We start from the raw sequence: 26,231 nt of genomic DNA, 5'->3' as shown, positions 1-26,231 counted from the left end.
CCATTCAATTTCGCCGTTGAGCCGCTCGACCGATATCTAGCGGGAGCTCGGCGCGGTGCCATTTGACGAAGCTCATGCAGGCGAGCACGTCATTCAGTCTCGTTCCATGATGATGGCGAGCTTGAGGATTTTTGGCCGGATCTGGTCGGCAACGTTCGTTCTCCTGGGCAAGACGGGTGGCGATGAAGGCCGAGACCATGCGACGGCGGCTCTTGCCGATGCGCCAGTAAGTCTTTCATGAAATGTACCCGCCGCCCGCCAGCGCTACCAAGTAGCTGGAGCACCTTTCGAGACCGCCGGCAGACGATCTGGACGTCGAGGACGACAAGCTTGACGTCTCTATGCCGCGGCGCGTCAGTTTGCGCAGGAGCTCGGTCCAGGTCGGCTTGGCCACGGAGATGCCGACATCATGCCAGGGACCTCGCGGTAATGGTCGGTGTCGAGGCTGCGGCCGCCGCGGCGCACCTTCAGACAGATCGCGTATATCCACACCTATGGCCAATCGTCGTCGATCGGCCACTCAATCAAGGCCTCGGGTCTCCGTCGTTTGCGAGGGAGAAAGCCGAATGGCTGCGGTACTCGGCGACGACCGCAATGCTGGCGCGTCGGCGACCAAAGAGTCTCAACATTATGACAAATTGGCAGAAGAGCCCCAGAAAGAGTGTGCAGTCCCGTGTCGCGGACTCGACAAAGCTGACAGCAGGTGTCGGTTGTCGGACGTTTTGCCGGGAAGACCTGTGGTCATCCAATGAGCGGCGGTTCCAGTGGTGGCTGAGCATAGATCGGTACAGCTCCATCGATACGGCCGATCCGGCACGCAACTTGCTTAGATGATTTCGGGGCGCCAGCAGCAGTGCGTCACGGAGCTCAGCGATGATTGACCAGTCTCTCAACTTCAATGGGTATAACCAGCGGGTTACGCTTTAGAACCGCAGCACGAAGGAGATGCCTCTGCTGCTTGAATGCGCGACCGATCACTTGCGCTGGTGCGCAGTTTAGATGCAGCGCGCAAACAACACGCTGGAGCTGGGACTTACCGGCCGCTGGCCAACCGAGCTTGAGATCGGCCGGAAATCTCAATCGAGCGCATGAACCCCTGCCGTTCAGGAGAAGAGGCCAAATGGCGACAAATCCGGTTCCAGATCATATTCCGCCCGAAATGGTAAGAGACTTCAGCCTGTTTACTTCGCCAGGCATGTCACCGACTCCCAACGGGGATCCCCACGCTGCAGTCGCTTGCGTCCATTCCGGCCCGCCTATCTTTTATTCACCCCTTAACACGCGCGACGGCAGGGGTACCTGGGTGATCACCCGCGCCAGCGACCAGCGCCGGGTGCTGCAGGACACCGAAACTTTTTCCAGCCATCGCAGCATCTTTGCCTCCGCATTGGGCGAAAGCTGGCCGATGATCCCACTTGAACTCAATCCCCCGGCCCACGGCGCCTTTCGCTCACTGCTCAATCCGCTGTTTTCGCCAAAGCGGGTAGCGGCATTGGAGCCGGCTGTCCGCGAGCGGGCAATCAGGCTCATCGACGGGATCGCCACGTCGGGCACAAGCTGCGATGTCATGAAGGATTTCGCATTTCCGTTCACGGTAAATATCTTCCTTCATCTCCTAGGGTTACCGGATGACCGAATTGACACATTTGTCGGATGGGGGAGAGATCTTCTGCACGGCGACGATGTGAAACGGCCGGCCGCGGCCCGGACGATCGTTTCGTTCATCGACGAACTTGCAGCCGCGCGCCGCAATGACCTGGTTGATGATTTCATGACGTTCATCGTCCAGGCACAGGTCGAGGGCCGCCGCCTGACGAAACAGGAAGTGCGCGGGGTCGGCGTGCTTGTTTTTGTTGCCGGGCTCGACACTGTTGCAGCAGCCATAGGCTTTGACCTGGCCTATCTCGCACGCAACCTCAAGGATCAGGAATTGCTGCGCCGCGAACCAGTCCGGATCGTGGCCGCGGCCGAAGAATTGCTGCGCGCCTATCCGACCGTTCAGTTGATCCGTGTGGCAACGAAAGATATCGACTTCGAAGGCGCGCCGATCCGCAAGGGAGATTATGTTTCCTGCGCCACGATGATAGCCAATCGCGACCCGGCGGAATTCGAATGCCCCAACACGGTCGATCTGGGGCGAGAGGATAACCGCCATGCCACTTTTGGCTATGGTCCCCATCGTTGCCTGGGTTCACACCTTGCCCGACGAGAGATCGTCATTGGGCTGGAGGAGTGGCTGGCGCGCATCCCCGCCTTCCGGATCAAGAACGGTACGGCGCCCATCACCTCTGGCGGCCATGTGTTCGGAATCGAAAATCTGATTCTAGACTGGTCCTGACCAAGCTCCGCCCCGAGCCCAGGTGCAAAGACAATGGAGGCAGCGCCATGCGCATCATCGTCCAAAATGCCAAATGCCAGGGTCACGCGCGATGCGCGGCGCACGCGCCGCACATCTTCAAGCTCGATGACGCCGGTTACATCCTGCCAGGTAACATCGAAGTTGCGGAAGGGGAGGCACTGATTGCATCGCGAGGCGCGCGATCCTGTCCCGAACGTGCACTTAAACTCGACGGTGAACCCTGCAGCACGAGTTGACCCGGATGTCATTCCGCCCAGAGCGCGGCGGGCACGAAATGGATCGACCAAGTGGCGCATACGGCAACGGAGGTACGCGCCTTCTGTTCCAACCGTCCTGGTTCAACTGCGCAGGGGCACCTGCGGCATCGAGATGCCCACGACGCGCAAAGGCCAAGGTGCGGTTCGCAAAACACCTCTTCCGATCACAGAATTCGTGGTAGAGCCGATGGAACAGACGAAAATTGCCCAACTAATCGACCGTGAGGTGATCCGCGACTGCCTCTATCGGTACTGCCGCGGGATCGACCGCGCCGATGAAGCGGCGCTACGCAGCGCGTACTGGCCCGATGCGCATGACAATCACGGGGCCTATTGCGGCCCTGCAGAGGGGTTCATCGAGTTTGCACTCGGCGTCTTCAAGACCGGACCCCGCAACATCCACCAGATCACCAACATCCTGATCGAATTCATCAGTTCGTCAGAGGCTGCGGTCGAGAGCTATTTCACCGCGCTACAACGCGCACCAGATCAAGACGGAGACGTGCGCCAGACGCTCCTGTGCGGCCGTTACTGCGATCTGTTTCACAAGAGGGAAGGAGAGTGGCGGATTGCCGAACGGACGGTGGTCTACGATTGGATAGAGGAGCAGCTCCCACCAGCGGGCGTTGAGGCAGAACGGTTCGGCCCGCGCCGGCCGATCGGAGCACCGCATCCGGACGATCCGGTCTACAGGTTCGGAAAGCGTCGCATTCCTTCTCGCCATGACCCTTCGGAGGCGTCGAACGACACAGCCGCATCCGCCGAGGAGACTGAAGGCCCTGACAACTTTGCGATGCTACAGCGATCCCGGGGAAAGACTGTCCCGTGAAGGGGCGCCAAATTGCATTGCCTTTCTGCCCGCGACGCCGTGAGCGATCGGCTCTCTCCCACGAGCCCGCCGACGATACGGTGTCCACAAATTTGCGGGACCTGGCAGCGCCGACCATCGAGGCAAGCTCCTGTCCTTGGCCGGTCCCGCAGCAGCCTCGGCGACCTAATCGGAAGTTGGACAGCTGCCGGATCGCTGCGTGGTCTTTCCGGGTCCGCAACTGGCCTTCGCCAGGACGCGCTGCTTTAGCGCGGACGCATCTTTTGCCGCTCAAAATTGATTGGCTGAAATCGCTCAAGGGAGCGCGGGAGAAGTCCTCAACATGCAGACAGGACGTATTGTCATCATTACGGGCGCCGCGGGTGGGATCGGCCGTGCCCTGGTCGAAATTTTTGCCAGGGATGGAGACACTGTCGTTGCGGTAGACCTTCCTGGCAGTGGTGTCGTTGAACTGGCCCTCGGTCTCGGCCACCCGCATCTCGGCCTCGAGTGCGACGTCTCGCGGGAGGAGGATGTGCTCGCGCTTTACGGTCGGATCGAAGCACAGTTCGCCCAGATCAGCGTCCTCATCAACAACGCCGCGATGGGACCCACGATGGCTGCGAGCGTCGAGACTGGTGTCGACGCCTTCCGCCTCGCCCTGGCGGTAAACTTGATTGGACCGTTCGTCATGGCCCGCGAAGCGGCGAGGCGCATGAGGCGGGGCGGCGCCATCGTCAACGTCGCTTCGATGGCGGGTGTCGTAGGCAATCCCAAGCGCAATGCCTACGCGGCCTCGAAGGCGGGCCTGATCTCGTTGACGAAGTCGCTTGCATGTGAGTGGGCTTCTCGCGGCATTCGCGTGACGGCGGTAGCGCCCGGCTACGTGCGCACGCCGATGGTGGCGGAGCTGGAACGCGCGGGCAAAGTGGACCTAGCGGCCGTGCGCCGCCGCGTGCCGCTGGGGCGTTTGGCGCGCCCGGACGAGATCGCCCTCGCCGTGCGTTTTCTGACCAGCTCGCAGGCACGCTACATCACCGGTTCAGTGCTGGCGGTCGACGGAGGCTGGATGTCATTCAACCAGCCGGGGGATGCGCACCCGCAGGTGGATGGGATACCCCAAGCCGAACTCTGCTGTCCGGCCGAACGCACCGACGCGCGAATCGTGCTCGTCACCGGCGGCGCCAACGGCATAGGCGCGGCCGTCGTTCGCCGCTTTGCAGCAAACGGCGATACCGTTGTGATTGCTGACAGAGATGGCGCTGCAGCGGCAGAACTCGCTGCATGGCTCCGCGGCAACAACCCGGCCAAAGGCGTGGATGTGGCCGTCGAGAGCGAGGTGGTAGCGCTATTCGAGGAGCTGCGGGCGCGCTTCGGGCGCATCGATGTGCTCGTCAACGGTGCTGCTGCCGCCGACACTTTGGTGTTGGGAATCGAACAAATACCGGAACACATCCAACACGTCTTGGATGTCAATCTTACCGGGGCCTTCACCTGTGCTCGCGAAGCGATCAAGGCGATGCGCGCTGGCGGCGTGATCCTCAACATCGGATCGATCAACAGCTTTCTGCCTTTCGCGCCGCGCCATGCCTACGGTGCCTCCCAGGCGGGGCTGGACATTCTGACCCGATGCCTGGCGGCCGAACTCGGGCCGGTCGGCATACGGACGGCCACAGTCGCTCCTGGCTTCATTTGCACGCCGGGCATTGCTCAGTTGGCGAAGGTCGGCCGCATCGACATGAAAACGATCGCACGACGCATCCCGATGGGCAGGCTGGGACAGCCGAAAGACGTCGCTGACGCAGCGTTCTTCCTGGCTTCGTCCGCCGCCTCATACGTCAACGGCTCCATCCTTTACGTGGACGGCGGCTGGACCTCGTTCGGTGATGCAGGAAACGCCTGCGAACTCGATAACGAGTATTTTGCGGAGGCCGCATGTTGAGTCTCGACTATTCGCCAGGCGATCGGCCGCGGCTCATCGAAGCCGAGTTCGACCAAGGCTTCATGGTCCGCTTGGGCGCCGCGCTCGCGCCGCTGTGACCGAAGATGTCGTCCTCGGCGAGACGAAACGTCGGTCCTCATCGCTGTCGAAGCAGTTCCAACCGCTCGGTGCGCCTGCAACCGCCGAAAGCCTTGCCGCATGACCACGCCGCCGCCAAGGGCAAGATCGAGGCCGCGGCCAAGCCTTGGGTGGGTACTTAGCGCAACTCCCGACCGTGCCCACTCCCTCCACAGACAAGGAAACACCATGGAATTCGCATCCTTCATCCTGGCCGCCCAGCGTGGTTATCATCAGTCTTGCGAGAGCGTGATCCGCAACTCCATCGAACAGGTGGTCGTTTCGGAACAGGCCGGCTTCGATACGGCGTGGTTCGCGGAGCACCACTTCAACAATTATAGCCTTGTTCCCTCGCCCTTGATGATGGTGGCGCACTGCGCCGGCGTGACGAGTACCATTCGCCTTGGCACTGCCGTGTGCGTGCTGCCGCTCTATCAACCGCAGCGCCTGCTTTCCGAGATCGGGTTCGCCGACATTGTTGCGAACGGCCGCCTCGAGCTTGGCGTCGGCTCGGGATACCAGCAATTCGAGTTCGAGCGCTTCGGCGTCAATATCGATGAGGCGCCGGCGGTCTTTTCGGAATATTTGGACATCCTTCTGAAGGGCCTCAACCAGAACATCTTCGAGCACGACGGCCAGTATGAGAACATTCCCCCGACGGCGATTTCGCTGCGCACTGTCCAGAAGCCGACCCCGCCGATCTGGATCGCCTGTGGGACGGCCCGCATGGGCCGAGCCTATCGTGAGGGACACAATCTTTTTGTGACGGCATTCCACAACGGCTTGGAGGCTTTGAGCACGCTGCGCGAAGCCATCGAGAAGGCGGCGGCTGCCGAAGGCAAGAATGTCACGGACGCCAAGATATCTTTGCTACGTTGCTGCTATGTCAGCGAGGACGAGGCAGAGATCAATAGCTATCTCGACAACGCCCGCTTCCAGCGCCGGCTGTCTGAAGCATTGCATCAGCGTCGCCAGCAGAGCCTGGATGGCTATCTGCTAAAAGAAACGCCAACGCAACAAGATATGTCATTCGCCACGATGCGCCGAAACCTGCCGATCGGCAGCGCGAATCGCGTGATCGATCGCCTACTGGAAGAGATTGATATCTTAAAACCCAACCAGATCGCAGTTCAGACCCAGTTGGGGGATTTCGACCAAAAGACGATGCTGCGCCAGATCGAGCTCTGGGGAGACAAGATCATCCCGGCAGTCAACAAGTCGCTCGCTCATAAGGGAGGTTGATGGGACAAAACCAGGAGAATGACACCCATGCTCGCCCACCACTGTGGCCGCCTCTGGGCTGGCCAATCGCCGCGGTTCAAGCTGGAGTTTGATCAGCATGTGCTTGCCTGCGTGCTTTCGTGTGCGCTCGAAGAAGTCGAGGCCGGCGAGGCGACGGCGACGGAGGCAACCGGTCTTTCGCGCGCCGAGCTGCGCGATGTCCTGGCCCGCAGCTTCCCCACTTTCCCCTTCAAGGCCTTCGCCCTGGAAGAGGTGGGCGAGCCCGAGCCGGACCCGGAGGAAGAACTTTTGCGCGAGCTGCTCCTGGCCCATGCCTTGCCGGGCGACCCGGCAAGCGTCCGGTTTGCCAAGATCATCGCCCGGCGCGCCATGCGCAATGACCATCTCTGGCAGGACCTTGGACTTTTCAATCGCACCGAGCTCAGCTGCCTGCTTGCCACGCATTTTCCGACGCTGGCGGCCGGCAACACCCAAAACATGAAATGGAAGAAGTACTTTTACCGCAAGCTCTGTGAGGCCGAAGGGTTTTCGCTATGCACCGCGCCCAGTTGCCGGGAATGCAATGATTTCGCAAGCTGCTTCGGTCCGGAGGAAGGCGAAAATCGCCTCGCACGAATCAAAAATGAAATCGCATTGGATTAAGAGCCACTTTCGTCAGTGGGACCACGTCGTCGCTCGCAGTCTTTCTGAACTCACCGGGAACGATCTCGACCTTCGATCCATCTGGTCGCTCCATGAATCTGAATTCTGCGGGCATCTCGTGATAGAACATGCGATGCACCCAGGCGATGAACTCAACCGATGTCGGGCTCGGCAAATCTCCTTTGGAGTACATCTCATCGATTTTGCGCTGGACGATAACGTGCGCCTTGGCCTCGAGCGCTAATGCTCGCCGTTCAGGTTCCACCTCTGCACCCGCGAGTGCCTTTTCGATGTCCTTGGGACGCGTGTTGTGCCCCTCCATCAGGTTCGAGTAGTAGCAATTCATCATCCGAACCAGGTCGGCGAGTTCCGCAGCCGATTCTGGATGGAGGCCGCGCCCCAAATTGTCTGCCTCCCTCTGCAGTTCTACCGTGAGGTCCGCTAAGACGGACGGGATGGTGTCCTGGAAAAAACAGGGCTCGATACGAGCAGGCGTTTCAAGCATTTTTTGCCGATCCTATAAGATACCAATTGCCTTTTACGTAAGGCACTTACGTCAGCAATAGGCAAGGGGTTGCCGATTATTGTTGCCGATCTTCGTTGCCGCATCGCAGTGTGTACGCAGCAGGAGTGGGGCGAGGCTTAAGCGAATGCCCTGCGATCTCGATACGGCAAATCGTTCCCCAGTTATCTAATTGCAAGAATCCGATCGACTCCTGAAACGAGATCCGCTAAAGGCCCGCCTCATGTTCAGGCGGATACGCATACGGCGCTGATTTTCGACGGCCTCCCGGGGACGCCGCATCGCCACGCGTGTCGACGACTGCCAGCCCGGAGCCTGGAACATGAACACCCGCGCCTCCAATTCCCCCACGCCCCGCCTGACCCCGCGGATTCTGGAACGTCCGGAGCCTTGGGGTTTCGTCTACGTCGATCACGACGCTGAGACGCGGAGGTTTGAAATACCGGGACGGCTACGCGGCGACATCGCGGGAGGCAGCGGCTTTCGAGTCGATTTTTCACGACACTGAGACCACTGCCGTCTTCAAGACAGTCCGCCTCGACGTCGTCGAATCGCGCAGAGTAAGCCGCATAGCGCCGAAGCGCGATCTGCTCGTTGCCGGCCTGTTCGCGCCGGATCTCAAGGCGTGGGACATAAGCCGCGGCGATCTCATCGAGACGCCGAAATCGACCTACGGTCAGACTGTTCTTTGGGCTCAAGCGATTCACGGCGCCAGAGCGGACGTTGACGGCCTGCTTTGGACATCTCGACAGTGCGACCCGGATCGATGCGTAATACTGTTCGAGGATCGTGTGAGCGAAAGAGATTTCGAGGTTCACGACAGCATCGAGGTCGGCGCAGACACGGACCTGTTGCTCGAGATCCGAGCTTTCGGCCTGCGCGCCGGCATTACCATCATTTCGTAGGCGCGCGTTAATGTTGAAAACACATGCTCCGCGGCCGGGTGGCCCTCCTCATGAGAGACCTAAGTTTTCTCGATACCCGAAGCCCATAGACGAGTAGGGGGCGCGGGCATCCCGAAAAATGCCTACGCTGGATCAGGGCGAGATCAGACCTCCAACAGGGGTTGACCGGGTGACGGAGGACTGTAGCAATGATGCGGCCGGGCCAAGAGCGGCACTCGCATCACGGCGGATCGGTACCGGAATAGAAGCGACGTGGCGACGCATTCGCGACGATATTGCAAAGAAGGATATCCAGTGGTTAGAAAGCCAGGCCCAAAGCAAGTGAGAGCGTTCTGCAGAGCCTGGTTGAGAGGACCTCGCCCCGCCGCCCGGCCGACAATTCTAGCTTGTCGCTGATCACAGATGGATGGCGCTTTTGAAGAGCTGACACGTGCGACCGAAGACTCGCGACCGCCCATTTTGCCAACCTTTTTGGTGGCCAGCACCATTTGTTTCCCCTGAGATGACATGAGCAGATATAAGGATTACCGCAAGCCCCGTCGGCGTCGAGATGACGACGGCCCGTTTCCTTTTCCAGAAGAGGAAGCCGTGCCAAGCTTCTTTCATCAAACGTCACCTGCGACGGCAAAGCCGGTAGACGCAGAGGTCAAGTGGTTCAATGCAAGCAAAGGTTTTGGCTTCGTCAGAATCTCGGACGGAAGGGACGCCTACCTCCATATTCGGGCATTGGAAGCGGTTGGAAGAAGTAGTGTCCCAGAGGGAGCGCGGCTCAAGGTTACCTTGGAAGAGACGCGAAAAGGCCATCAGGTCGCGCAAGTCCTGGAGATCGCACAGGAGACGGCCAACACTTCGACATCCGCGCCGGAAAGCGCCGGCACCGTCAAATGGTATAACGCCGAGAAAGGCTTTGGCTTCATTGCCCCTGAAGCTGGCGGAAAGGACGTATTCGTCCACGCCTCAACATTGGCCCGCTGCGGGGTCAGCGAACTCGTGGACGGACAAAAGGTTTTTGTCGAGTGCGCGCAGGGCAAGAAAGGTCTGGAGGTCCAAAGCATTCGTGTAGCTGCTTGAGACGGCCCAGCCCTTTTTGTTGAACGCACGACGGTGAGCCATTCACTGCGCATAAGCATCTCAGAAAGACGCGTTTGTCGCGGTGCTCGATCCTCATCTTTTAACGAGGGCCGATATGGTTCACATCGTGCTCACCATCCTTGGCATGGTCGTTCAAATTGAGGCTGCGGTTCATCATGGAACGCGGGCGCAACGAGATCGAACAACGTAACAGCACCTATAATGTGGCAAACAGCGGCTTAACAGAGATTATCATGGCACTGCTTGCCGACGGCCTCGACCCAGAAGGAATTGCCAAACTGGTCGGCTGCTGCACAATGCAGGTTTATCGGATCATTTAAGCCGCCTATGACTCTTCTGCTGCGATAGCGAGAAGTGGTCGACTAACGCCGATATAAGCAAATCATGCTGGCCTTCCTCGACAAAGCCGGTAAAAGAGTTCCTCGTGTTGTCATGCAATAGGAGTAATTGAATGCCCGAGGGCACCGCAAATAGCCAAGGCCTGTTGATTGAACTTACGGCAGATATTGTATCTGCCTATGTCAGCAAAAACGCAGTTCCCCCCGCGTCACTGCCAGAGCTTATCGCAAGCGTGAATTCGTCATTGTCGAATCTTGGGCAAGCGGTCGAGCCAGATAAGCCAGCCCAAGCGCCTGCGGTTAATCCGAAGCGGTCGGTGTTTCCCGACTACATCATCTGCCTGGAGGACGGCAAGAAATTCAAATCGCTTAAGCGGCATCTCAACGTCCACTACGGCCTGACGCCCAACGAATATCGCGAGAAATGGGGATTGAAGCCCGACTACCCCATGGTGGCGCCGAACTATGCGGCACAACGGTCGGCGCTGGCGAAGTCGAGCGGTCTCGGCCACAAGGCTGTCAGCAATTCCGAAAGGAAGTCGGCGAGGGCAGCACGCAAGTCTAGGTAGTGGGCGCAAAGATTGATGCGCCATAGGGTGGAATTGACTGGCCAAACCTGTAAGGCCTTCAAATCCGACATAGCCCTGCGCACAGCCGAAGCTAACTCGGAGGCGACAAGGACGCCGGCAATCCTATTGTAGCAAGTCCCGCTACGGCTAAAGTGATCGCCGGCTGGTCCTGTGCAATCGCGGCCGATCGCGTCACAGCGGCTGCCTGGCTGCTTGAGCTGCGCGGCCAGATCGCCAGGTTCGACTGAGACGCGAACTCTATTGCAGGGGTTTCTTGGAAGGTCTGCGCGGCCTCGAAGACCGCTTCATTTTCGCAGGCGAAGTCCAGATAAAATTGCCGGGGAGGGCTTTGAAGCTTTGAAGACGAAGCCGAGGCGCTATTGCGGCAGCCACTCCCATCCTCCGCCGCCATCGTCGTGATAAACCCAGTATACCGACAACTCCGCAGCCCCAGCCGGCAGACTTAGAGTTCGACGTGGCTGATGAATAGACACCCTCGCGCGCCATGATTAGGAGCGCCCACAAACTCCCGACTTTTCCGCTGTCGATTTTGTCGGATTGGCGACAACTGTAGCTCGACCGAGACAGGCTCTTCGAGCGTAACCGCTGCAAATTTGAGAAAAATCTCGGTTGGCCTGAAATGGCATGATTCTTGTTGTTTTCCATTCGATGTGATCGCCGCGGGCAAGAAACGCGACCGCTCGCAAAACCCGAATGGAGGAAAAGGATGATACGACCGGAAAGAGACTCAATCTTTGGTCAGCCTCAGATCCGCCTTGAGGGTCGCGAGGGCTTCACCGGGAAAGTCCCAGTGTGCTTTTCATCTCGTTTGATGTTCGCGATCAAGCGACGCAGGCCCATGCCCCAGCTTCAATCAGCATGCGCTTTCTTGTATCCTCCTACGAGCGCTCGACGAGATCGACTCAGGTACGGCAACGGCAACCGAATTAACGGGTCTTTCGCGCGCCGAGCTGAGAGAATCCTGCCCCACAGTTTCCCCGCCATCAACATCTCTGCTTTTGCCTCGGCAAGGGCGACTGACCAGCAGCCGGACACGGAGTGCTGCTGCTCGATCTGCTCTTGGCGCATGCCCGGCCGGGCCACCCCTCAGCACTTCGTTCGCCAAAACCATCGCGCACCGCGCCATGCACACAAACTGTCTCCGGCAAGACCTCGGCCTTTTCGATCGTCACGAGCTCAGCCGCTTGCTCGCAACCCATCTTCCGGCGCTCGCCTCGAACACCGAAAACATGCGATGGAAGAAGTATATTTATCGGAGGTCTGCAAAGGCAGAGGGCTTTTCGTGTGAAACGCGCCTGTCAAGACTGTAGCGACTTCGATGCCTCCTTCCGCCCGGAAGAGGGTGATATCCACTCCGCGCGTGCTGTGAACGACTGGGATGTGAACTGATAGTAGTCTCGTTAGAGACAGGCGCGCTCGCTAAATCGCTCGACGTCTTGGGCATTCATGCAATTCAGGAATGACTTTCAACTCTAGTTGCGAAGACGCGGTCCGGGCGCTGCTGTAGTTCGTTTGAATCCCTGGAAAGTTGCACCAAAGCAATAGTGGATACCTTCGTCGATGGGCTTCGTGAAGACATTTATTGTCTCCTTCTTCCGCTTGGCGGCGGGATTGGCGTTTCTATGTGCTGCACTCACAGGCTGCCTGCTTGCCTCCACAGCCATGGGGCAGGATAGCCTGCTGGACGTTGCGAGATCGCTGTTTAGCCCCATTCCCAAGCGTGCTGCAGACCTGGACGACAATCCGGCGACCTTAGAGAAGCTCGAGTTGGGCAAGATGCTCTATTTCGAACCGCGGCTCTCGCAAGCTCACAACATCAGCTGCAACACCTGTCATCAAATCGGCCGTGCTGGCGGCGATGGCCGCTCCACCTCTATTGGCCATAACTGGCAGCGCGGCGGCCGCAATGCGCCAACTGTATTCAACGCGGTGTTCAACATCGCTCAGTTTTGGGACGGGCGGGCAGCGGATCTGACGGAGCAGGCCGGCGGCCCGATCTCCAATCCGACGGAGATGGGGATCACTCCCGGGCACGCCGTCGAAGAGCTCAAGGGCATTCCTGGGTACGTCGAGGCGTTCGGCAAAGCCTTCCCTGATGAAATCGATCCCCTTAGATATGACAACATCGCGAGAGCCATCGCCGTGTTCGAGGCGACGCTGATCACGCCTAACGCACCCTTCGACAGGTATCTCGAGGGTGACGAAAAGGCACTCACCACTGAACAGAAGGAGGGGCTCAGGCTTTTCACCGACAAAGGATGCTCGTCTTGCCACAACGGCATCAACCTCGGTGGGGGCATGTACGCTCCTTTTGGGGTGGTCGAAAAGCCCGGCTGGGAGTTCCTGCCGCCTGACGACAAGGGACGCGTCGAGGTGACACGGAAGGTGGATGACGACTATGTCTTCAAGGTCCCTACCTTGAGGAACGTCGCACTCACCGCCCCCTACTTTCACAGCGGCCATGCATGGGATCTAGAGCAAGCCGTGGCGGTGATGGGGACGACCCAGCTTGGTACGCAGCTGAGCCCTGAGGAAGTCGACAAGATCACCGCATTCCTACAGGCGCTCACCGGGGACCAGCCGAAGGTAACCTATCCAACCTTGCCGCCGAGCGTCGCGACGACACCCCGGCCGGCGCCGTGACTGCATAATCCTGCGAGGGCGGCTAATAGACGCCGAGAAGGGGCCAGACGCCTGCTTCAATCTTGATCGCCAATGAGCCATAGCCGCTTTTCCCGGCGCCGTCCCACGGAGGAGGGGATGTTCATCGCCTCGCGATATTTTGTGACGGTGCGACGCGCAACATTGATGCCGGTTTCCTTCAGCCGGACGGCGATGTCGTCGTCGGAAAGCACGTCACCGGGCGATTCTTGAGCAATTATCGCTTTGATCCGATGGCGGACAGCTTCGGCGGAGTGCGCGTCACCGCCTTGGCAGGAGGCAATCGCGACGGTGAAAAAATACTTCAGTTCGAACACCCCGCGCGGGGTAAGCATATACTTGTTCGAGGTCACCCGGCTCACTGTCGATTCATGCACATTGATCGCCTCAGCGACAGTCCTGAGATTGAGAGGCCGCAGATGGGCCACGCCATGTTGGAAAAAGGCATCCTGTTGGCGCACGATTTCAGTCGCAACTTTAAGAATCGTCTTGGCACGCTGATCCAGGCTGCGGATTAACCAATTCGCGTTTTGCAGGCATTCGTTCAGAAACGCTTGATCTTTCGGATTCTGGACGGCGTGTCGCGAGATTTCGGCGAAATAGGTTTGGTTGATCAAAACCTTGGGCAATGCGTCCGGATCTAGTTCGATCTGCCATCCACCTCCGGGCGAGGGCGTGACCCAGACGTCGGGTATGATGGATTCCGGCGCTCCGGATTGGAATCGGTTGCCAGGCTTGGGATCGAGCGCACGGATTTCATGCAACATCTCGAGAAGGTCTTCTTCATCGACGCAGCAGTGCTGCTTCAACGCCTGGAAATCGCGTCTGGCAACAGTCTCAAGGTTCGCAACCAAGGCGGCCATTGCCGGGTCGAACCGGTCTCGCTGACGCAACTGGATCTCGAGACATTCGCTGAGAGTGCGAGCAAAAATTCCCGGTGGATCAAACTGCTGCAAGGTTGCGAGAACCCGTTCCACATCCGTCTCGCGGGCGTTCAGTTTGCCGGCCAGTTCCACAAGGTCCACCCGAAGATAGCCCGTATCGTCCAGATGGGCTGCGAGCTCGCCGGCAATCAGCCGCTCCTGTGGTGTGAATGCAGTGAGCGCGATCTGACCAGCGACGTGGTCGTGCAATGTTTCGGTGCAGGCGGCGAACTCGTCCAGGGCAGGGCGACTATCCGCAGGGGTGTTCGTCGTGTTGCGAAGCGATTTCCATTCCCCCGGTCGCTCTGCGGCCGCCGCGCTCGTCGGCCTATCCATGTCTTTTTCGCGTGCGCTGGTGGACTGGTCTGCCGAAATCGGCACGTCGCCAAGAGCCTCACCGCCGTTTGAAGCTGGCTCCAAAAGCGGATTTTTCTCGAGTTCCTGCTCCACGAATTGATGCAGTTCGGCGCGCGCCAGTTGCAACAGGCGAATCGACTCAATGAGCTGAGGCGATGCCACCATAGATTGCTTCTGGCGTTGAAGCAGCCTTGCCGAGGACAGCATGTTGAGCGCGAACTCCGATCGAGGAGGCTCTTGGCCGTGCGTTAATGGGATTGCCAGACGCTCACTTGATCATGCGGCGGCCTGCAGTGTTTCAAGAACGTTCTGCGGGGATGAGACGGCATAGGGATCGCTCTCGCAGTTGTCGGAGAATCCTTCTTCCTCAAACCATTGCTCCACCGCACCGTCGTTGATCAGGGCGGCGTAGCGCCAGGAGCGCATTCCGAAGCCGAGATTGTCCTTCGCAACCAGCATACCCATTTTGCGCGTGAACTCGCCTGAGCCGTCCGGGATAAGCTCGACCTTCTGCAGCCCCAAGGCCTTGCCCCACGCATTCATGACGAAGGCATCGTTGACGGAGATGCAGTAGATTGCGTCAATGCCTTCCTTCTTGAACTCGTCATAGAGCTTTTCGAAATCGGGCAGTTGGTAGGTCGAGCAGGTCGGGGTGAAGGCGCCAGGCAGCGAGAACAGGATGACGCACTTGCCATCGAAATAGTCGTCGGATGTCTTGTCTTGCCAGCGGTATGGATTTGGCCCCTCGACGGACTCATCGCGAACACGCGTGCGAAAGGTAACGAACGGGACCTTCTTCGTGACGGTCATCAAATAGCTCCTTTTACAAGAAAACTGGCATGGCTTCTCGGTTTGGGCCGACGCAACGTCGACTCGGCAGGCATGCCGGACATGAGATGAAGGCCTTCGCGGCTTCCAAATCGCTCTTCCATCCGGTGGTACGGGAAGGCCTTGGCCCACCCTCTTCGTCATCCGAATGGCCGGCCCAATATGAGTGATTTGGGCGGGATCAAGCAACCCCTTGGCGGCAAGTGGCGCTGGAAGGGATGTCAATGACCGCCTGGCTGTCCCCGAAGAGAAAGTGGTGGCGATCGACAGTGTCAGTGTCGAAATAGGCGTGTGGCGCCGCAACGTTGCGGTTGCGCAAGAGTCTCGCTTCACGAAAGTGCTTCTGCGTATTGTAGGTTGCCCATGGCGCGCCGACGTCGGTTGGGCGACCCTTCGATGCGGTGCTTCGGCATTCACATGCTGATGAGGACCGGCAAGCAGCATTTGGGCGCATGCCGCGCTGTTGGATGTCGGCCTCCAACAACACCTGCGCAGAAAAGCTAGCGAGCACTGACGTCTGGAGGGGACGACCTCCCGATGTTTATCCGCAATTGTCACCGTCGCCTCAAGCGCTTGTCTGGAGTCACCAATGATTCACTCGTCGCTTTGTTGGTGGTTCGATGGTTCTAATGAGCCCACGCAAATGCCGTGCCATCTGACTTGCAGCAGGGATGGAAGCGATTTTTACCTTGAGTAGAGAGACCTGCTTTCGGGGTCGCCATGGAGGAACGGCTTCCGTCTAAGACGGCGATCTCATCGGGCTGAACTTGTAACATCTCAAGCAGCTAATGCTCGGGAAACATACAAGGCGTTTCCACGTGACGTCTCGACGAACCTTCTTGTGTCAGAAGGTGGACGAAAATGTCGGAAGCTCTACCAAGGACAAGCTGGGCCGCGAGAAGGAAGAAGTGGTGGAACGGAGACGATACTCATGCTGAACCCGAAGCGCAGCTTCTTCCTCCTCGTCAATCCGACGAGGTCCTGTGTCCGTCCGCGCGTAGCCGAATGGGAAAGGGCCGAAATAAGCTCGTTCATGTCAATGAACTCTGCGCTCTTTTCGGCACGTCTGTAGGAACTCGCGGCGGCAGCCGGAGCACTTGAAAGCGCGCCTGAGCGCGTAGCAGCCGAGAAGGCCGCGGCAGACGGGCTCGCCATTCGTCTTTGGCCAGCGGAAATGGCAGAGCGTCGTGTAGGCGCGGCATGCCGGGGACATCAGGAAATGCTGCTCGTTCGGATTTCACAATCCCGCGTCTCGTGTCGGATCGCGACGGCTATATTCCAACCACTCCGGACGCTCCAGAAACGTGGAGGGCAGGCGGTGCGAGGAAGATTGAGAGTCCTGGGGTTCATGTTCAGGCTCCTGGGCTGGCAGTCGTCGATACGCAATGGCGAAGCGGCGGCCCGTGGGAGGCCCAACCAGCGTCATATGCTTATCCCCTCAACATTGGGTGGGCCCTTGGTGGCTATTTCCGCGGGAGTCGATCGGTCCCTCACATTGGGGCTGACAGGCGGAACGGGCCGTTGCGCTGCGGTGAATTCTATTATGAGGCGCGATGCCAAATTGCCCGTGGGTCGACTCTGTCGGGCGAAAGAACTATATACCCAGAATGGTTCGCGCGATTACGAAAACCCATATCATTGGCGCTGCTGAAGGTTTTTCAGCAGTGGACGGGCTTGTATTGGCTACGGTCAACGCGCCCTACAAGCGGGATATCAGCGTAGCGGCGCTGCGGGAGTGTATTGCCAAGGCCAAACTGGACGATTGGCCCGTCCATGTCGCCACTTTCTTCACAGACGTGGAGCCTTTTCTCGTTTTTCAATTTGCAAGCGCTCACGGTATCTCTAAATCCAAGCTCGCCAAGGCTTACATGGCAACGAAGGCCGCGACGGGCGAGTACAATCCGGATTTGGAGAGCGAACTTGTCTCACTGGCTCCTTCTCCTCGATAGAGCAGTAGCAGGCCTCGATCGACTCCGCGCGAAAGGGCAACCCGTCCCCGACTGGGTGCTCGGGGGCGGTACCGCTCTGATGGTCCACACTGGTCATCGCCTGAGCAAGGACATCGACGCTTTCATCGATGACCCCCAGTATTTGTCGATACTTTCACCCCGATTGGGTGGCGAAGGCATCTGGGAACATCAGGCATACGATGAGGCGCCAAACTACCTCAAACTGATCTACCCAGAAGGCGAGATCGATTTTATCGTCGCTTCTTACATTACTAATGTGCCAACGGCGCGCAAAATCATTGACCTGAGGGAGCTTAGTCCGGAACTTTCCCATTCGATTGAAATAGAACATCCAGTGGAGATAGCCTTAAAGAAGCTTAATTATCGTGGCACTTTGTTGAAGGTCCGCGACATATTCGATATCGCAGTAGTGGACCATCTATTCCCGGATTTGCTGCAGGACAACTTACGCTTCGTGTCGCATTTGAAAGCGGCTATTGGCACCAGGTTGATCAACCTCCAAGAGGGTTATGTTCGCAGTGAATTGCAAGAACTCGATATTGCTGAAGAATGGAGACCCATTGCCGCTATCTGCCTCGATCGCGTGAGGGAGATTGCGGAGGCTATTCCTGAGCCGATATCCACGCCATAGCCCTTCGAAGGAGACGCGTTGCCTGCGGCTGAATAATGCCGATAAGCGATTTGGTGGCGTTGCTACCGAATAGCGCGAATTCCTAGGGTCTGCCGCTCATTAAGGAGCTGAAAATTATTGTATTTTCCGGCGGACCTCATCTTGCCTTGAGCGATATCTCCGCCGAGAGGGCTTCGGTGTACAGCGTAACGCCGGAGTTCAATAACTGCCGGATCGCCAGAAATTCAACTCGAAATTCTGCGCTCGAATTGACGGCGGCACCGTGATTGGCCAAGAGGCAGCCTTGGAGAGAAAGGCCCGCTGCCGGGAGGAGGTGGCAACGGGCCCGATTCGAAAACGGCACTAGAGGGGGTGTGCCGCATTCAAGGTCGGCATCGCATCTAGAGAGTTGATGGCCGACACCCTCATAGTAGCTTCCACGTCAGATATTGCAACGCACAAATGTCATTCCGCAACGCAAGACCGGCATCTGCCTGCCACAAAAGAGCCCGCAATCGGGGCGACCATGACCTTATCCCACAAGACACCGACAGGTGAAAATCGAGCCGCAGCAGGCGACCCGTGCCGACAGGTGACGCTCTTCCAGTCACGTTACCGGTTGTAACAAAGCGCGCTTGACTGTGCCTCCTATCCGCAAAAGCTGCGAGACGCCAAGCGTCCAATCGAGCTTTTGTATTCCAAGGCATCTGGGAACTCACGGTGACGCGCTGCATAGCCATGGTCGGCGCCCACGAAGCGACCGACGACGAAAAGCAGGGCGCAAGACAGCTGGCGCGCGACCTCACCGTCCGCAAGCGCGCGCTTCGGAAGGACGGCTTCACTATCGTTTCGGGCCTAGCCGCCGGAATCGATCGTCGCCCACGAACCGGCCATCACTAACGGCGGACGCACGATTGCGGTAATCGGTACGCCTCTCAGCACCTACCATCCGAATGAAAACAGAGACCTCCAGGAGCGCATCCCCAAGGAGTTTCTGCTGATTTCGCAAATTCTGCTTTTACGCGATGCCGCTCAGGCCGGTCCGCAAATCTGCTCTTCTTCCCTCAACGAAACGTGACAATGAGCGCTCTCACCGAGGCCACGATAATTGTCGAGGCAAGCGATACGTCAGGCACGCTCACGCAGTCGCATCACTCAATTCTATCTTAGCAACTTAACTAATTAATTCAAAAAAGGAATAGTTTCTCAAACTTTTTAAGGCAAGCCAGAAAGACAATCAAAAACTTAACCATTTGAAAAATAAGGTTCATGCTTCAAAAGTTCTGGAATTGACGTCTCTATATCCATCATATTCCATGATCACGAAGAGTACAGCGAAAAAATGGCTAAAAATGCGCTTCGAAGTGCTATGTCGACAGGTCGACACCTCCGCGCCCTAAGCTGATCCGCTGCCGTGGCAGACGACCGATCCGTAACGATTTCGAGAGCCGTGATCCGCCCATGGAGCAAAGCAAGTCAGAGCTTTACGTCCAAGGGCCGCCGGCCGGCCAATGACGCTCGAAACCGTCGCCTAAGGCTGCAGCCTGGAGCGGCGGAAAAACGAACTCGCCAATGGCGACGATCGCGGCCGGGAGATTCGATGGCTGCAAGAGAAGCGGTTCCCTTCCGACGAACGCCGTCCATTGCCTTGCCTTCTTGCTGTCCTCGGCAAAAGCGGCACTGAGTCCAAGCGGAGTCTCTGTTGGCAGTAGCGTGTCACGGCGTTCAAATGTCGCTCGGATTGCCTAGACCAGCGATCCACCTTCGAACGCGAACAGCCGCGACAGCGCCAGCAGGTCGTAAAAATCCTTCATGCGACTGTTCGCCTGGCCAAGCACGACGATTGCCTGGAGTTTTTCGGCAACCACGGTTGCCCTGGGATAGGCTCTCAGTCGAGGACCCTCGGCCGACAGAAGCGACGGAAATTCCGGTTCCTGCGCCGTCGGCGTAACAGCGTCACCAAAGCCGATGTCAACTTGTACCGGGATCCGGGTCGTCCCGAGAAACGCTGTCGTCTACACCCTGACGCCGCCATATTGCTGGCCTTCACGGATCGCCTCGACGCTTAGGCCGTTCGCATCGTACGCCAGTCCGTCTTCTTCGGCCTCGATCCGGCAGATCGTTTCGAAAACGGATCGGATCGCCGTTACGGCTGGATTGCCGAATCCGAGAAGATCGAGGTCCTGCGTAGGGCGAAACGGATCGTTGAGCCACGCTGTGAAGAGCATCGCGCCCTTCAGGATGAACTGATCGCGATGCGGGGAGATGCTCAGCCGATAAAGCAGCCTCTCGATGGCGTATCGCCTCAGGATGAGCTGGTTGTCCGTCTGCTTGTTCCGCGCGATGTTGCGGAGCCGAGCAAGAATCGATGCTGGAAGATTCGCCGGCCTATCCTTCATCAGCAACTGTGCTTTCAAGATAAGGACGAACGATACTCCAGATGCGCAGCGCCTGCGCATATCGGGCAATGTCGTCGGGCTTAGCCTTTCTGGATCGCCATCCCATGCGCAGCGCTTCCATTGCAACGTCAAGGCCGACGGAGTTGCGAAAGCGGAAGCAGTCCACGATCGATTTGGCCGGATCGAAGATCCGGACAGGTACCGAATCGATGGTGTAGGTCTTGACACCAAAGGTGAGCGCTTTTTCGCCGAAGCGAGCAACCCGGGTGGGCGGATAGTCGATCGTCGGCTTGCGGTCCTTGGAGCCGATTGCGATCCAGACGCTGCGCGGAAGCTGCAGCGTAATCTCATGAAACTGGAGCGCCGATACGAGGCAGATCACACCTTTCGGAACACGGGTCGCGACTTCGGCCAGGGAATGAGAAATGTCGACGTCGGCATCCGCGCGTTCGTAGAGCCCACGTGAGGGGCGATGGAGGATGCCCTCGTCTACCAGACGCGCAAGTGTAGCCGGATTGATGCCTCGGCGTTTCAGATCCGACAGGCGCATGATCCCGTGGTGCTCAATCAGACTGACGGCAAGGTCGCGCTGAGAGGTTTCAAGGGATTCGGTCATGTATCAAAATGTCGGCAATTACAGGTAAGTTACGACATTGTATTACACCGGAGAGGGGAAGTCGGCAAGCAGCCCTTCCACCGTTCTGTAAACGTGGCGCGAGACATCGGCGCGTCAGCATCGTAGCGCGATGAGAACATAGCGTGAGTTCCCGGCGCATGTCCTGCGTTAGCTTCCGAAAAAAGACCGTCATCGGCCGAATTGGGCGGGGTATTGCGATTTTGGGCGCTCGGACACGATCCTGCATGGCGAGAAAGTGCCAAACCCGGCCGAAGATGTTGGTCCGGCCTCGATCGGTTAATGGCTGTCATATTTAACGCTGTCTGACATGTTTCGTTGGTCTTGTCAGGTTCGCGACATAGGCTCGGCTAGCCATTCCTTTATTTTGCTCAGGTCAAATATCTGAAAAGGAAGAATAAAAAACTTTCTTCGATCGGTCAATAAACTTGGCATGAGTTTTGAGCCTTGCTTTACGAGGCGGCGAAAGCTGCCGACCGGCATTCATATCGCGGGCAGCCGCGATGAATGGAACGAAGGAAGGAAAGCTACATGTCAGGTCTGCGTCAGATCGCCTTTTACGGCAAGGGCGGCATCGGCAAGTCCACCACCTCCCAAAATACGCTCGCCGCCCTTGTCGATCTTGGGCAGAGGATACTCATCGTCGGCTGCGATCCCAAGGCCGATTCCACCCGCCTGATCTTGAACTCGAAGGCGCAGGATACCGTGCTGCACCTTGCTGCAAAGGAAGGTTCGGTGGAAGACCTCGAACTCGAGGACGTGCTCAAGATCGGCTACAAAGGCATCAAGTGCGTGGAGTCGGGCGGCCCCGAGCCGGGTGTAGGCTGCGCCGGCCGCGGCGTCATTACCTCAATCAACTTCCTCGAGGAGAACGGCGCCTACGATGATGTCGACTATGTTTCCTACGACGTCCTCGGGGACGTGGTGTGCGGCGGTTTTGCAATGCCGATCCGCGAGAACAAGGCCCAGGAAATCTACATCGTCATGTCCGGCGAGATGATGGCGCTCTATGCCGCCAACAACATCGCCAAGGGCATTTTGAAATACGCCCATTCAGGCGGCGTGCGGCTCGGCGGCCTGATCTGCAACGAGCGCCAAACCGACCGCGAGCTCGATCTCGCCGAAGCACTGGCTTCCAAGCTCAATTCCAAGCTCATCCATTTCGTGCCACGCGACAATATCGTCCAGCACGCCGAGCTCAGGAAGATGTCGGTGATCCAGTACGCGCCGGACTCGAAGCAGGCCGCGGAATACCGTGCGCTTGCCGAGAAGATCCATGCCAATTCGCGCCAGGGCACCATCCCGACCCCGATCACCATGGAGGAGCTCGAGGACATGCTGCTCGACTTCGGCATCATGAAGACAGACGAGCAGATGCTTGCCGAACTCCAAGCCAAGGAAACGCCGAAGGCGGCCGCACTGTAACGAGCGTTGTCGACTTGAGGCGCGGCCTTGACCAATCGTGCCTTTCGAATAACGGCGCCTCGCCAGTGAGGCGTCACACGAACCTTGAAAGGGGTCCCATGAGCCTGGAATACGAAAATGACGGTGCTCTCCATGCGAAGCTTATCGAGGAGGTGTTGTCGCAATATCCCGACAAAACGGCGAAGCGCCGCAAAAAGCACCTCAACGTCGCAAAGAGCGGGGACGAGGCCGGCGAGGAAGGGGAGGTCCTTTCCGAATGCGACGTCAAATCGAATATCAAGTCCATTCCCGGCGTGATGACCATTCGCGGTTGCGCCTATGCCGGCTCAAAAGGCGTGGTGTGGGGCCCGGTCAAGGACATGGTCCATATCTCGCACGGCCCCGTCGGCTGCGGGCAATACTCCTGGTCGCAGCGCCGCAACTACTACGTCGGCACAACCGGCATCGACACGTTCGGGACAATGCAGTTCACCTCCGATTTCCAGGAGAAAGACGTTGTTTTCGGCGGCGACAAAAAGCTGGAACAGATTATCGACGAGATTGAAGAACTTTTTCCGTTGAACAAGGGCATCACGGTGCAGTCCGAGTGTCCGATCGGCCTCATAGGCGACGACACCGAAGCGGTTTCGCGCAAGAAGGCCAAGGAGATCGAAAAGACGATCGTGCCGGTGCGCTGCGAGGGCTTCCGCGGCGTCTCGCAATCGCTCGGCCACCACATCGCCAATGATGCGATCCGCGACTGGGTGTTCGAGAAGAGGGACGTCGAGTTCGAGGGTGGCCCGTACGACGTCAACGTGGTCGGCGACTACAACATCGGCGGCGACGCCTGGGCTTCGCGAATCCTGCTCGAGGAAATCGGCCTGCGCGTGGTCGGCAACTGGTCGGGCGACGCCACGCTCGCCGAGATAGAGCGCGCGCCGAAGGCCAAGCTCAATCTCATCCATTGCTATAGGTCTATGAACTACATCTGTCGGCACATGGAGGAAAAGTACGGCATCGCTTGGATGGAGTACAATTTCTTCGGTCCCTCCCAGATCGAAGCCTCCCTGCGCAAGATTGCCAAGCATTTTGGGCCGGAAATCGAGCAGAAGACCGAAAAGGTGATCGCCAAGTACCGCCCCTTGGTCGAAGAGGTAATCGCCAAATACCGACCGCGCCTCGAAGGCAATACGGTGATGCTCTATGTCGGCGGCCTGCGCCCCCGCCACGTCATCACAGCCTACGAGGACCTCGGCATGGTGATCGTCGGCACGGGTTACGAGTTCGGCCACAACGACGATTATCAACGCACCGCCCACTACGTGAAGAACGGTACGCTGATCTATGACGACGTGACCGGTTATGAGTTGGAGAAGTTCATCGAGGGCGTCCGACCTAATCTCGTAGGCTCGGGGATCAAGGAAAAATACCCCGTGCAAAAGATGGGCATACCGTTCCGTCAGATGCACTCCTGGGATTATTCGGGGCCCTATCATGGCTATGACGGCTTTGCCGTTTTCGCCCGTGATGTGGATCTTGCCATCAACAACCCGGTCTGGGGCCTATTCGAGGCGCCTTGGAAAAGACGTCCGAGCCATGGACGGGCGATGGCTGCCGAATAAATGCCAGGCCCTCAGCCTGGCCTCCCCCAAGGAGACGATAAACCCCGCGACCCCGTGATCCGCGGAAGACCAAAAACGTTTGATGTTCCTGTCCCGCCGTATGGCGCGATCAGATAGAAAAAGAGGTAACCACCATGCCGCAGTCGGCCGAAAAAATTCTCGACCATGCGCCCCTCTTCCGCGAGCCGGAATACAGGCAGATGCTGGCCGAGAAGAAGCTGAATTTCGAATGTCCGCACCAGGATCAGGTCGTTACCGATCAACGCGAGTTCACCGAGACCTGGGAATACCGGGAAAAAAACTTTGCTCGCGAAGCGCTTGTCATCAACCCCGCCAAGGCCTGCCAGCCGCTCGGCGCGGTGTTCGCGGCCACGGGCTTCGAGCGAACCATGCCCTTCGTGCACGGTAGTCAGGGTTGCGTGGCCTACTACCGCTCGCACCTGTCGCGCCATTTCAAGGAGCCTGCTTCGGCGGTTTCCTCCTCGATGACCGAGGACGCAGCAGTGTTCGGCGGCCTGAAGAACATGGTCGACGGGCTCGCCAACACGTATAAACTCTATGACCCGAAGATGATCGCCGTATCGACCACTTGTATGGCCGAGGTCATCGGCGACGACCTGCACAGCTTCATCGAGAATGCCAAGGAAGAAGGCTCGGTCCCGCGCGACTTCGACGTGCCCTTCGCGCACACGCCGGCCTTCGTTGGCAGCCACGTTGACGGCTATGATGTTACGGTCAAGGGCATTTTGGAGCACTTCTGGAAAGGCCAGGAGCGTACGGAAGCCCTAGGAACGATCAACATCATTCCGGGCTTCGACGGCTTTTGCGTTGGCAACAACCGGGAACTCAAACGCCTGCTCGATCTGATGGGCGTGTCCTATACGTTCATCCAAGATGCCTCTGACCAGTTCGACACACCATCGGACGGCGAATACCGCATGTATGACGGCGGCACGAAAATCCAAGACGTGAAGAATGCACTCAACGCCGAGGCGACACTTTCGCTACAGCATTACAACACCCGAAAGACGCTGGAATATTGCGAGGAGGTCGGCCAGGCCACAGCCTCGTTCCATTACCCGCTGGGTGTCCAGGCGACCGACGAATTCCTGGTGGAGGTCTCCGCGATCTCCGGCAAGGAAATCCCCGAGGCAATCCGACTGGAGCGTGGCCGACTTGTTGACGCCATGGCGGACAGCCAATCCTGGCTGCACGGCAAGAAATACGCACTCTACGGCGACCCGGACTTTGTCCACGCCATGGCCCGCTTCATCATGGAGACAGGCGGCGAGCCGACTCACTGCCTCGCCACCAACGGCACGAAGGCGTGGGAAGACGAGATGAAGGAGCTGCTTGCATCCTCGCCCTTCGGCAAGGAGGCTCAAGTCTGGGCGGGCAAGGACCTGTGGGCGATGCGATCGCTGCTCTTCACCGAGCCCGTGGACCTGTTGATCGGCAATTCCTATGGCAAGTATCTGGAGCGCGACACCGGCACGCCGCTGATCCGGCTGATGTTTCCGATCTTCGACCGGCACCATCACCATCGCTTTGCGCTCATGGGCTATCAAGGCGGGTTGCGCGTACTGACGACAATCCTCGACAAGATCTTCGACAGGCTCGATCGCGAGACAAGCGAGACCGGGGTGACGGACTATTCTTATGACCTCACCCGCTAGGAGCGGCGGCCGGCTTTTAGGGCCGGTCCGTCTTCTCGATGGACTTGGAGACCGACGCAATGTCCTCGCTCAATGCCAAAATCCAAGATGTCTTCAACGAGCCTGCCTGCGAAAACAACCGCGGCAAGGATGCCAAGGCGCGCAAACAGGGCTGCTCCAAGCCGCTGACCCCCGGGGCGGCAGCCGGCGGCTGTGCCTTCGACGGCGCAAAAATCGTGCTGCAGCCGATCACCGATGTCGCGCATCTGGTCCATGCACCGCTCGCCTGCGAGGGCAATTCCTGGGACAACCGCGGCACGGTTTCGTCCGGGGCAACGCTATGGCGTACAAGC

At 58.4% G+C, this 26,231-nt stretch carries 21 protein-coding genes and 3 pseudogenes; 19 read left to right on the top strand and 5 right to left on the bottom strand.

Annotated elements, in window-relative coordinates:
- Positions 1-1,120: 1,120 nt before the first annotated feature.
- The 6 genes from EOA32_RS12035 (at position 1,121) to EOA32_RS12010 (ending at position 7,367) form a co-directional block, all read left to right on the top strand.
- Complete coding sequence (locus EOA32_RS12035) at positions 1,121-2,338, top strand: cytochrome P450 (protein ID WP_128371861.1); 1,218 nt, start codon at positions 1,121-1,123, stop codon at positions 2,336-2,338.
- 47 nt (positions 2,339-2,385) lie between these two features.
- Complete coding sequence (locus EOA32_RS12030; RefSeq protein ID WP_128371860.1) at positions 2,386-2,595, top strand: ferredoxin; 210 nt, start codon at positions 2,386-2,388, stop codon at positions 2,593-2,595.
- 208 nt (positions 2,596-2,803) lie between these two features.
- Positions 2,804-3,445 (top strand): nuclear transport factor 2 family protein, encoded by a 642-nt coding sequence (locus EOA32_RS12025; protein WP_128371859.1) that lies wholly within the window; start codon positions 2,804-2,806, stop codon positions 3,443-3,445.
- Positions 3,446-3,767: 322 nt separating this feature from the next.
- Complete coding sequence (locus EOA32_RS12020; RefSeq protein WP_128371858.1) at positions 3,768-5,366, top strand: SDR family oxidoreductase; 1,599 nt, start codon at positions 3,768-3,770, stop codon at positions 5,364-5,366.
- Positions 5,367-5,672: 306 nt separating this feature from the next.
- A complete protein-coding gene (locus EOA32_RS12015) occupies positions 5,673-6,725 on the top strand; it encodes an LLM class flavin-dependent oxidoreductase (protein ID WP_128371857.1) in 1,053 nt (350 codons plus the stop codon).
- A 27-nt stretch (positions 6,726-6,752) separates the two neighbouring features.
- Positions 6,753-7,367, top strand: a complete 615-nt coding sequence (locus tag EOA32_RS12010) for a nitrogen fixation protein NifQ (RefSeq protein WP_128371856.1) — start codon at positions 6,753-6,755, stop codon at positions 7,365-7,367.
- Here the strand turns inward: EOA32_RS12010 and EOA32_RS12005 are convergent.
- Entirely contained in the window at positions 7,342-7,872 is a 531-nt protein-coding gene (locus EOA32_RS12005) for a hypothetical protein (protein ID WP_210214827.1), read from the bottom strand. The two genes, EOA32_RS12010 and EOA32_RS12005, sit on opposite strands and share 26 nt — an antisense overlap.
- A 452-nt stretch (positions 7,873-8,324) precedes the next feature.
- Here EOA32_RS12005 and EOA32_RS12000 point away from each other — a divergent pair, with 452 nt between their 5' ends.
- The 5 genes from EOA32_RS12000 to EOA32_RS11980 all read left to right on the top strand — a co-directional run bounded on the left by EOA32_RS12000 (position 8,325) and on the right by EOA32_RS11980 (position 13,458).
- Positions 8,325-8,795, top strand: coding sequence for an RES family NAD+ phosphorylase (locus EOA32_RS12000; RefSeq protein WP_245499248.1), 471 nt, complete (start codon positions 8,325-8,327; stop codon positions 8,793-8,795).
- A gap of 507 nt (positions 8,796-9,302) precedes the next feature.
- On the top strand, positions 9,303-9,866 hold the full coding sequence (locus tag EOA32_RS40560) for a cold-shock protein (RefSeq protein ID WP_128371854.1): 564 nt from the start codon (positions 9,303-9,305) through the stop codon (positions 9,864-9,866).
- Positions 9,867-10,042: 176 nt separating this feature from the next.
- Complete coding sequence (locus tag EOA32_RS38570; RefSeq protein ID WP_189407092.1) at positions 10,043-10,207, top strand: helix-turn-helix domain-containing protein; 165 nt, start codon at positions 10,043-10,045, stop codon at positions 10,205-10,207.
- A 131-nt stretch (positions 10,208-10,338) separates the two neighbouring features.
- Positions 10,339-10,794 (top strand): MucR family transcriptional regulator, encoded by a 456-nt coding sequence (locus EOA32_RS11990; RefSeq protein ID WP_128371853.1) that lies wholly within the window; start codon positions 10,339-10,341, stop codon positions 10,792-10,794.
- Positions 10,795-12,375: 1,581 nt separating this feature from the next.
- On the top strand, positions 12,376-13,458 hold the full coding sequence (locus EOA32_RS11980) for a cytochrome-c peroxidase (RefSeq protein ID WP_281013834.1): 1,083 nt from the start codon (positions 12,376-12,378) through the stop codon (positions 13,456-13,458).
- 56 nt (positions 13,459-13,514) lie between these two features.
- Here the strand turns inward: EOA32_RS11980 and rpoN are convergent, their stop codons facing one another.
- A complete protein-coding gene (gene rpoN / locus EOA32_RS11975) occupies positions 13,515-14,963 on the bottom strand; it encodes an RNA polymerase factor sigma-54 (RefSeq protein ID WP_128371852.1) in 1,449 nt (482 codons plus the stop codon).
- A 69-nt stretch (positions 14,964-15,032) separates the two neighbouring features.
- Positions 15,033-15,566, bottom strand: coding sequence for a peroxiredoxin (locus EOA32_RS11970; RefSeq protein ID WP_128371851.1), 534 nt, complete (start codon positions 15,564-15,566; stop codon positions 15,033-15,035).
- Between the two features lie 1,625 nt (positions 15,567-17,191).
- Between EOA32_RS11970 and EOA32_RS38565 the strand changes: the two genes are divergently transcribed.
- The 4 genes and pseudogenes from EOA32_RS38565 (at position 17,192) to EOA32_RS39810 (ending at position 19,334) form a co-directional block, all read left to right on the top strand.
- Positions 17,192-17,533: a hypothetical protein gene (locus tag EOA32_RS38565; protein WP_189407090.1), complete on the top strand. Its 342-nt coding sequence runs from the start codon at positions 17,192-17,194 to the stop codon at positions 17,531-17,533.
- Positions 17,505-18,185, top strand: coding sequence for a nucleotidyl transferase AbiEii/AbiGii toxin family protein (locus EOA32_RS11965; RefSeq protein ID WP_189407087.1), 681 nt, complete (start codon positions 17,505-17,507; stop codon positions 18,183-18,185). Before EOA32_RS38565 ends, EOA32_RS11965 begins: the two co-directional genes overlap by 29 nt.
- 717 nt (positions 18,186-18,902) lie before the next feature.
- Positions 18,903-19,242: pseudogene (locus tag EOA32_RS11960) on the top strand (DNA-processing protein DprA).
- A gap of 2 nt (positions 19,243-19,244) precedes the next feature.
- Positions 19,245-19,334, top strand: coding sequence for a DNA-protecting protein DprA (locus EOA32_RS39810; RefSeq protein WP_245499247.1), 90 nt, complete (start codon positions 19,245-19,247; stop codon positions 19,332-19,334).
- Between the two features lie 575 nt (positions 19,335-19,909).
- Here the strand turns inward: EOA32_RS39810 and EOA32_RS39805 are convergent.
- Positions 19,910-20,563: pseudogene (locus EOA32_RS39805) on the bottom strand (nucleotidyl transferase AbiEii/AbiGii toxin family protein).
- Positions 20,553-21,179 (bottom strand): type IV toxin-antitoxin system AbiEi family antitoxin domain-containing protein, encoded by a 627-nt coding sequence (locus EOA32_RS11950; RefSeq protein WP_128371849.1) that lies wholly within the window; start codon positions 21,177-21,179, stop codon positions 20,553-20,555. Before EOA32_RS11950 ends, EOA32_RS39805 begins: the two are co-directional and overlap by 11 nt.
- Positions 21,180-21,728: 549 nt before the next feature.
- On the opposite strand from EOA32_RS11950, the gene nifH reads away from it, so the two are divergent.
- The 4 genes and pseudogenes from nifH to EOA32_RS11930 all read left to right on the top strand — a co-directional run.
- A complete protein-coding gene (gene nifH, locus EOA32_RS11945) occupies positions 21,729-22,622 on the top strand; it encodes a nitrogenase iron protein (protein ID WP_128371848.1) in 894 nt (297 codons plus the stop codon).
- A gap of 98 nt (positions 22,623-22,720) precedes the next feature.
- Positions 22,721-24,223: a nitrogenase molybdenum-iron protein alpha chain gene (gene nifD / locus EOA32_RS11940; RefSeq protein WP_128371847.1), complete on the top strand. Its 1,503-nt coding sequence runs from the start codon at positions 22,721-22,723 to the stop codon at positions 24,221-24,223.
- Positions 24,224-24,357: 134 nt separating this feature from the next.
- Positions 24,358-25,899 (top strand): nitrogenase molybdenum-iron protein subunit beta, encoded by a 1,542-nt coding sequence (nifK, locus tag EOA32_RS11935; RefSeq protein ID WP_128371846.1) that lies wholly within the window; start codon positions 24,358-24,360, stop codon positions 25,897-25,899.
- Between the two features lie 59 nt (positions 25,900-25,958).
- Positions 25,959-26,231 (top strand): annotated as a pseudogene (locus EOA32_RS11930) (nitrogenase iron-molybdenum cofactor biosynthesis protein NifE); the annotation flags it as partial.

It is taken from the genome of Mesorhizobium sp. M1A.F.Ca.ET.072.01.1.1, from assembly GCF_004023325.1.
Taxonomy (GTDB): domain Bacteria; phylum Pseudomonadota; class Alphaproteobacteria; order Rhizobiales; family Rhizobiaceae; genus Mesorhizobium.
This window is presented reverse-complemented; position numbering and strand designations above follow the sequence as displayed.

Coding starts and splice junctions, on each gene's coding strand:
- nifD (WP_128371847.1), top strand. CDS start 22,721: ATGAGCCTGGAATACGAAAATGACGGTGCTCTCCATGCGAAGCTTATC.
- EOA32_RS11970 (WP_128371851.1), bottom strand. CDS start 15,566: ATGACCGTCACGAAGAAGGTCCCGTTCGTTACCTTTCGCACGCGTGTT.
- EOA32_RS38570 (WP_189407092.1), top strand. CDS start 10,043: ATGGAACGCGGGCGCAACGAGATCGAACAACGTAACAGCACCTATAAT.
- EOA32_RS12010 (WP_128371856.1), top strand. CDS start 6,753: ATGCTCGCCCACCACTGTGGCCGCCTCTGGGCTGGCCAATCGCCGCGG.
- EOA32_RS12035 (WP_128371861.1), top strand. CDS start 1,121: ATGGCGACAAATCCGGTTCCAGATCATATTCCGCCCGAAATGGTAAGA.
- EOA32_RS12030 (WP_128371860.1), top strand. CDS start 2,386: ATGCGCATCATCGTCCAAAATGCCAAATGCCAGGGTCACGCGCGATGC.
- EOA32_RS39810 (WP_245499247.1), top strand. CDS start 19,245: ATGAGCGCTCTCACCGAGGCCACGATAATTGTCGAGGCAAGCGATACG.
- EOA32_RS11980 (WP_281013834.1), top strand. CDS start 12,376: ATGGGCTTCGTGAAGACATTTATTGTCTCCTTCTTCCGCTTGGCGGCG.
- rpoN (WP_128371852.1), bottom strand. CDS start 14,963: ATGCTGTCCTCGGCAAGGCTGCTTCAACGCCAGAAGCAATCTATGGTG.
- EOA32_RS12005 (WP_210214827.1), bottom strand. CDS start 7,872: ATGCTTGAAACGCCTGCTCGTATCGAGCCCTGTTTTTTCCAGGACACC.
- EOA32_RS12015 (WP_128371857.1), top strand. CDS start 5,673: ATGGAATTCGCATCCTTCATCCTGGCCGCCCAGCGTGGTTATCATCAG.
- EOA32_RS11990 (WP_128371853.1), top strand. CDS start 10,339: ATGCCCGAGGGCACCGCAAATAGCCAAGGCCTGTTGATTGAACTTACG.
- EOA32_RS12025 (WP_128371859.1), top strand. CDS start 2,804: ATGGAACAGACGAAAATTGCCCAACTAATCGACCGTGAGGTGATCCGC.
- EOA32_RS40560 (WP_128371854.1), top strand. CDS start 9,303: ATGAGCAGATATAAGGATTACCGCAAGCCCCGTCGGCGTCGAGATGAC.
- nifK (WP_128371846.1), top strand. CDS start 24,358: ATGCCGCAGTCGGCCGAAAAAATTCTCGACCATGCGCCCCTCTTCCGC.
- nifH (WP_128371848.1), top strand. CDS start 21,729: ATGTCAGGTCTGCGTCAGATCGCCTTTTACGGCAAGGGCGGCATCGGC.
- EOA32_RS11950 (WP_128371849.1), bottom strand. CDS start 21,179: ATGACCGAATCCCTTGAAACCTCTCAGCGCGACCTTGCCGTCAGTCTG.
- EOA32_RS38565 (WP_189407090.1), top strand. CDS start 17,192: ATGGTTCGCGCGATTACGAAAACCCATATCATTGGCGCTGCTGAAGGT.
- EOA32_RS12020 (WP_128371858.1), top strand. CDS start 3,768: ATGCAGACAGGACGTATTGTCATCATTACGGGCGCCGCGGGTGGGATC.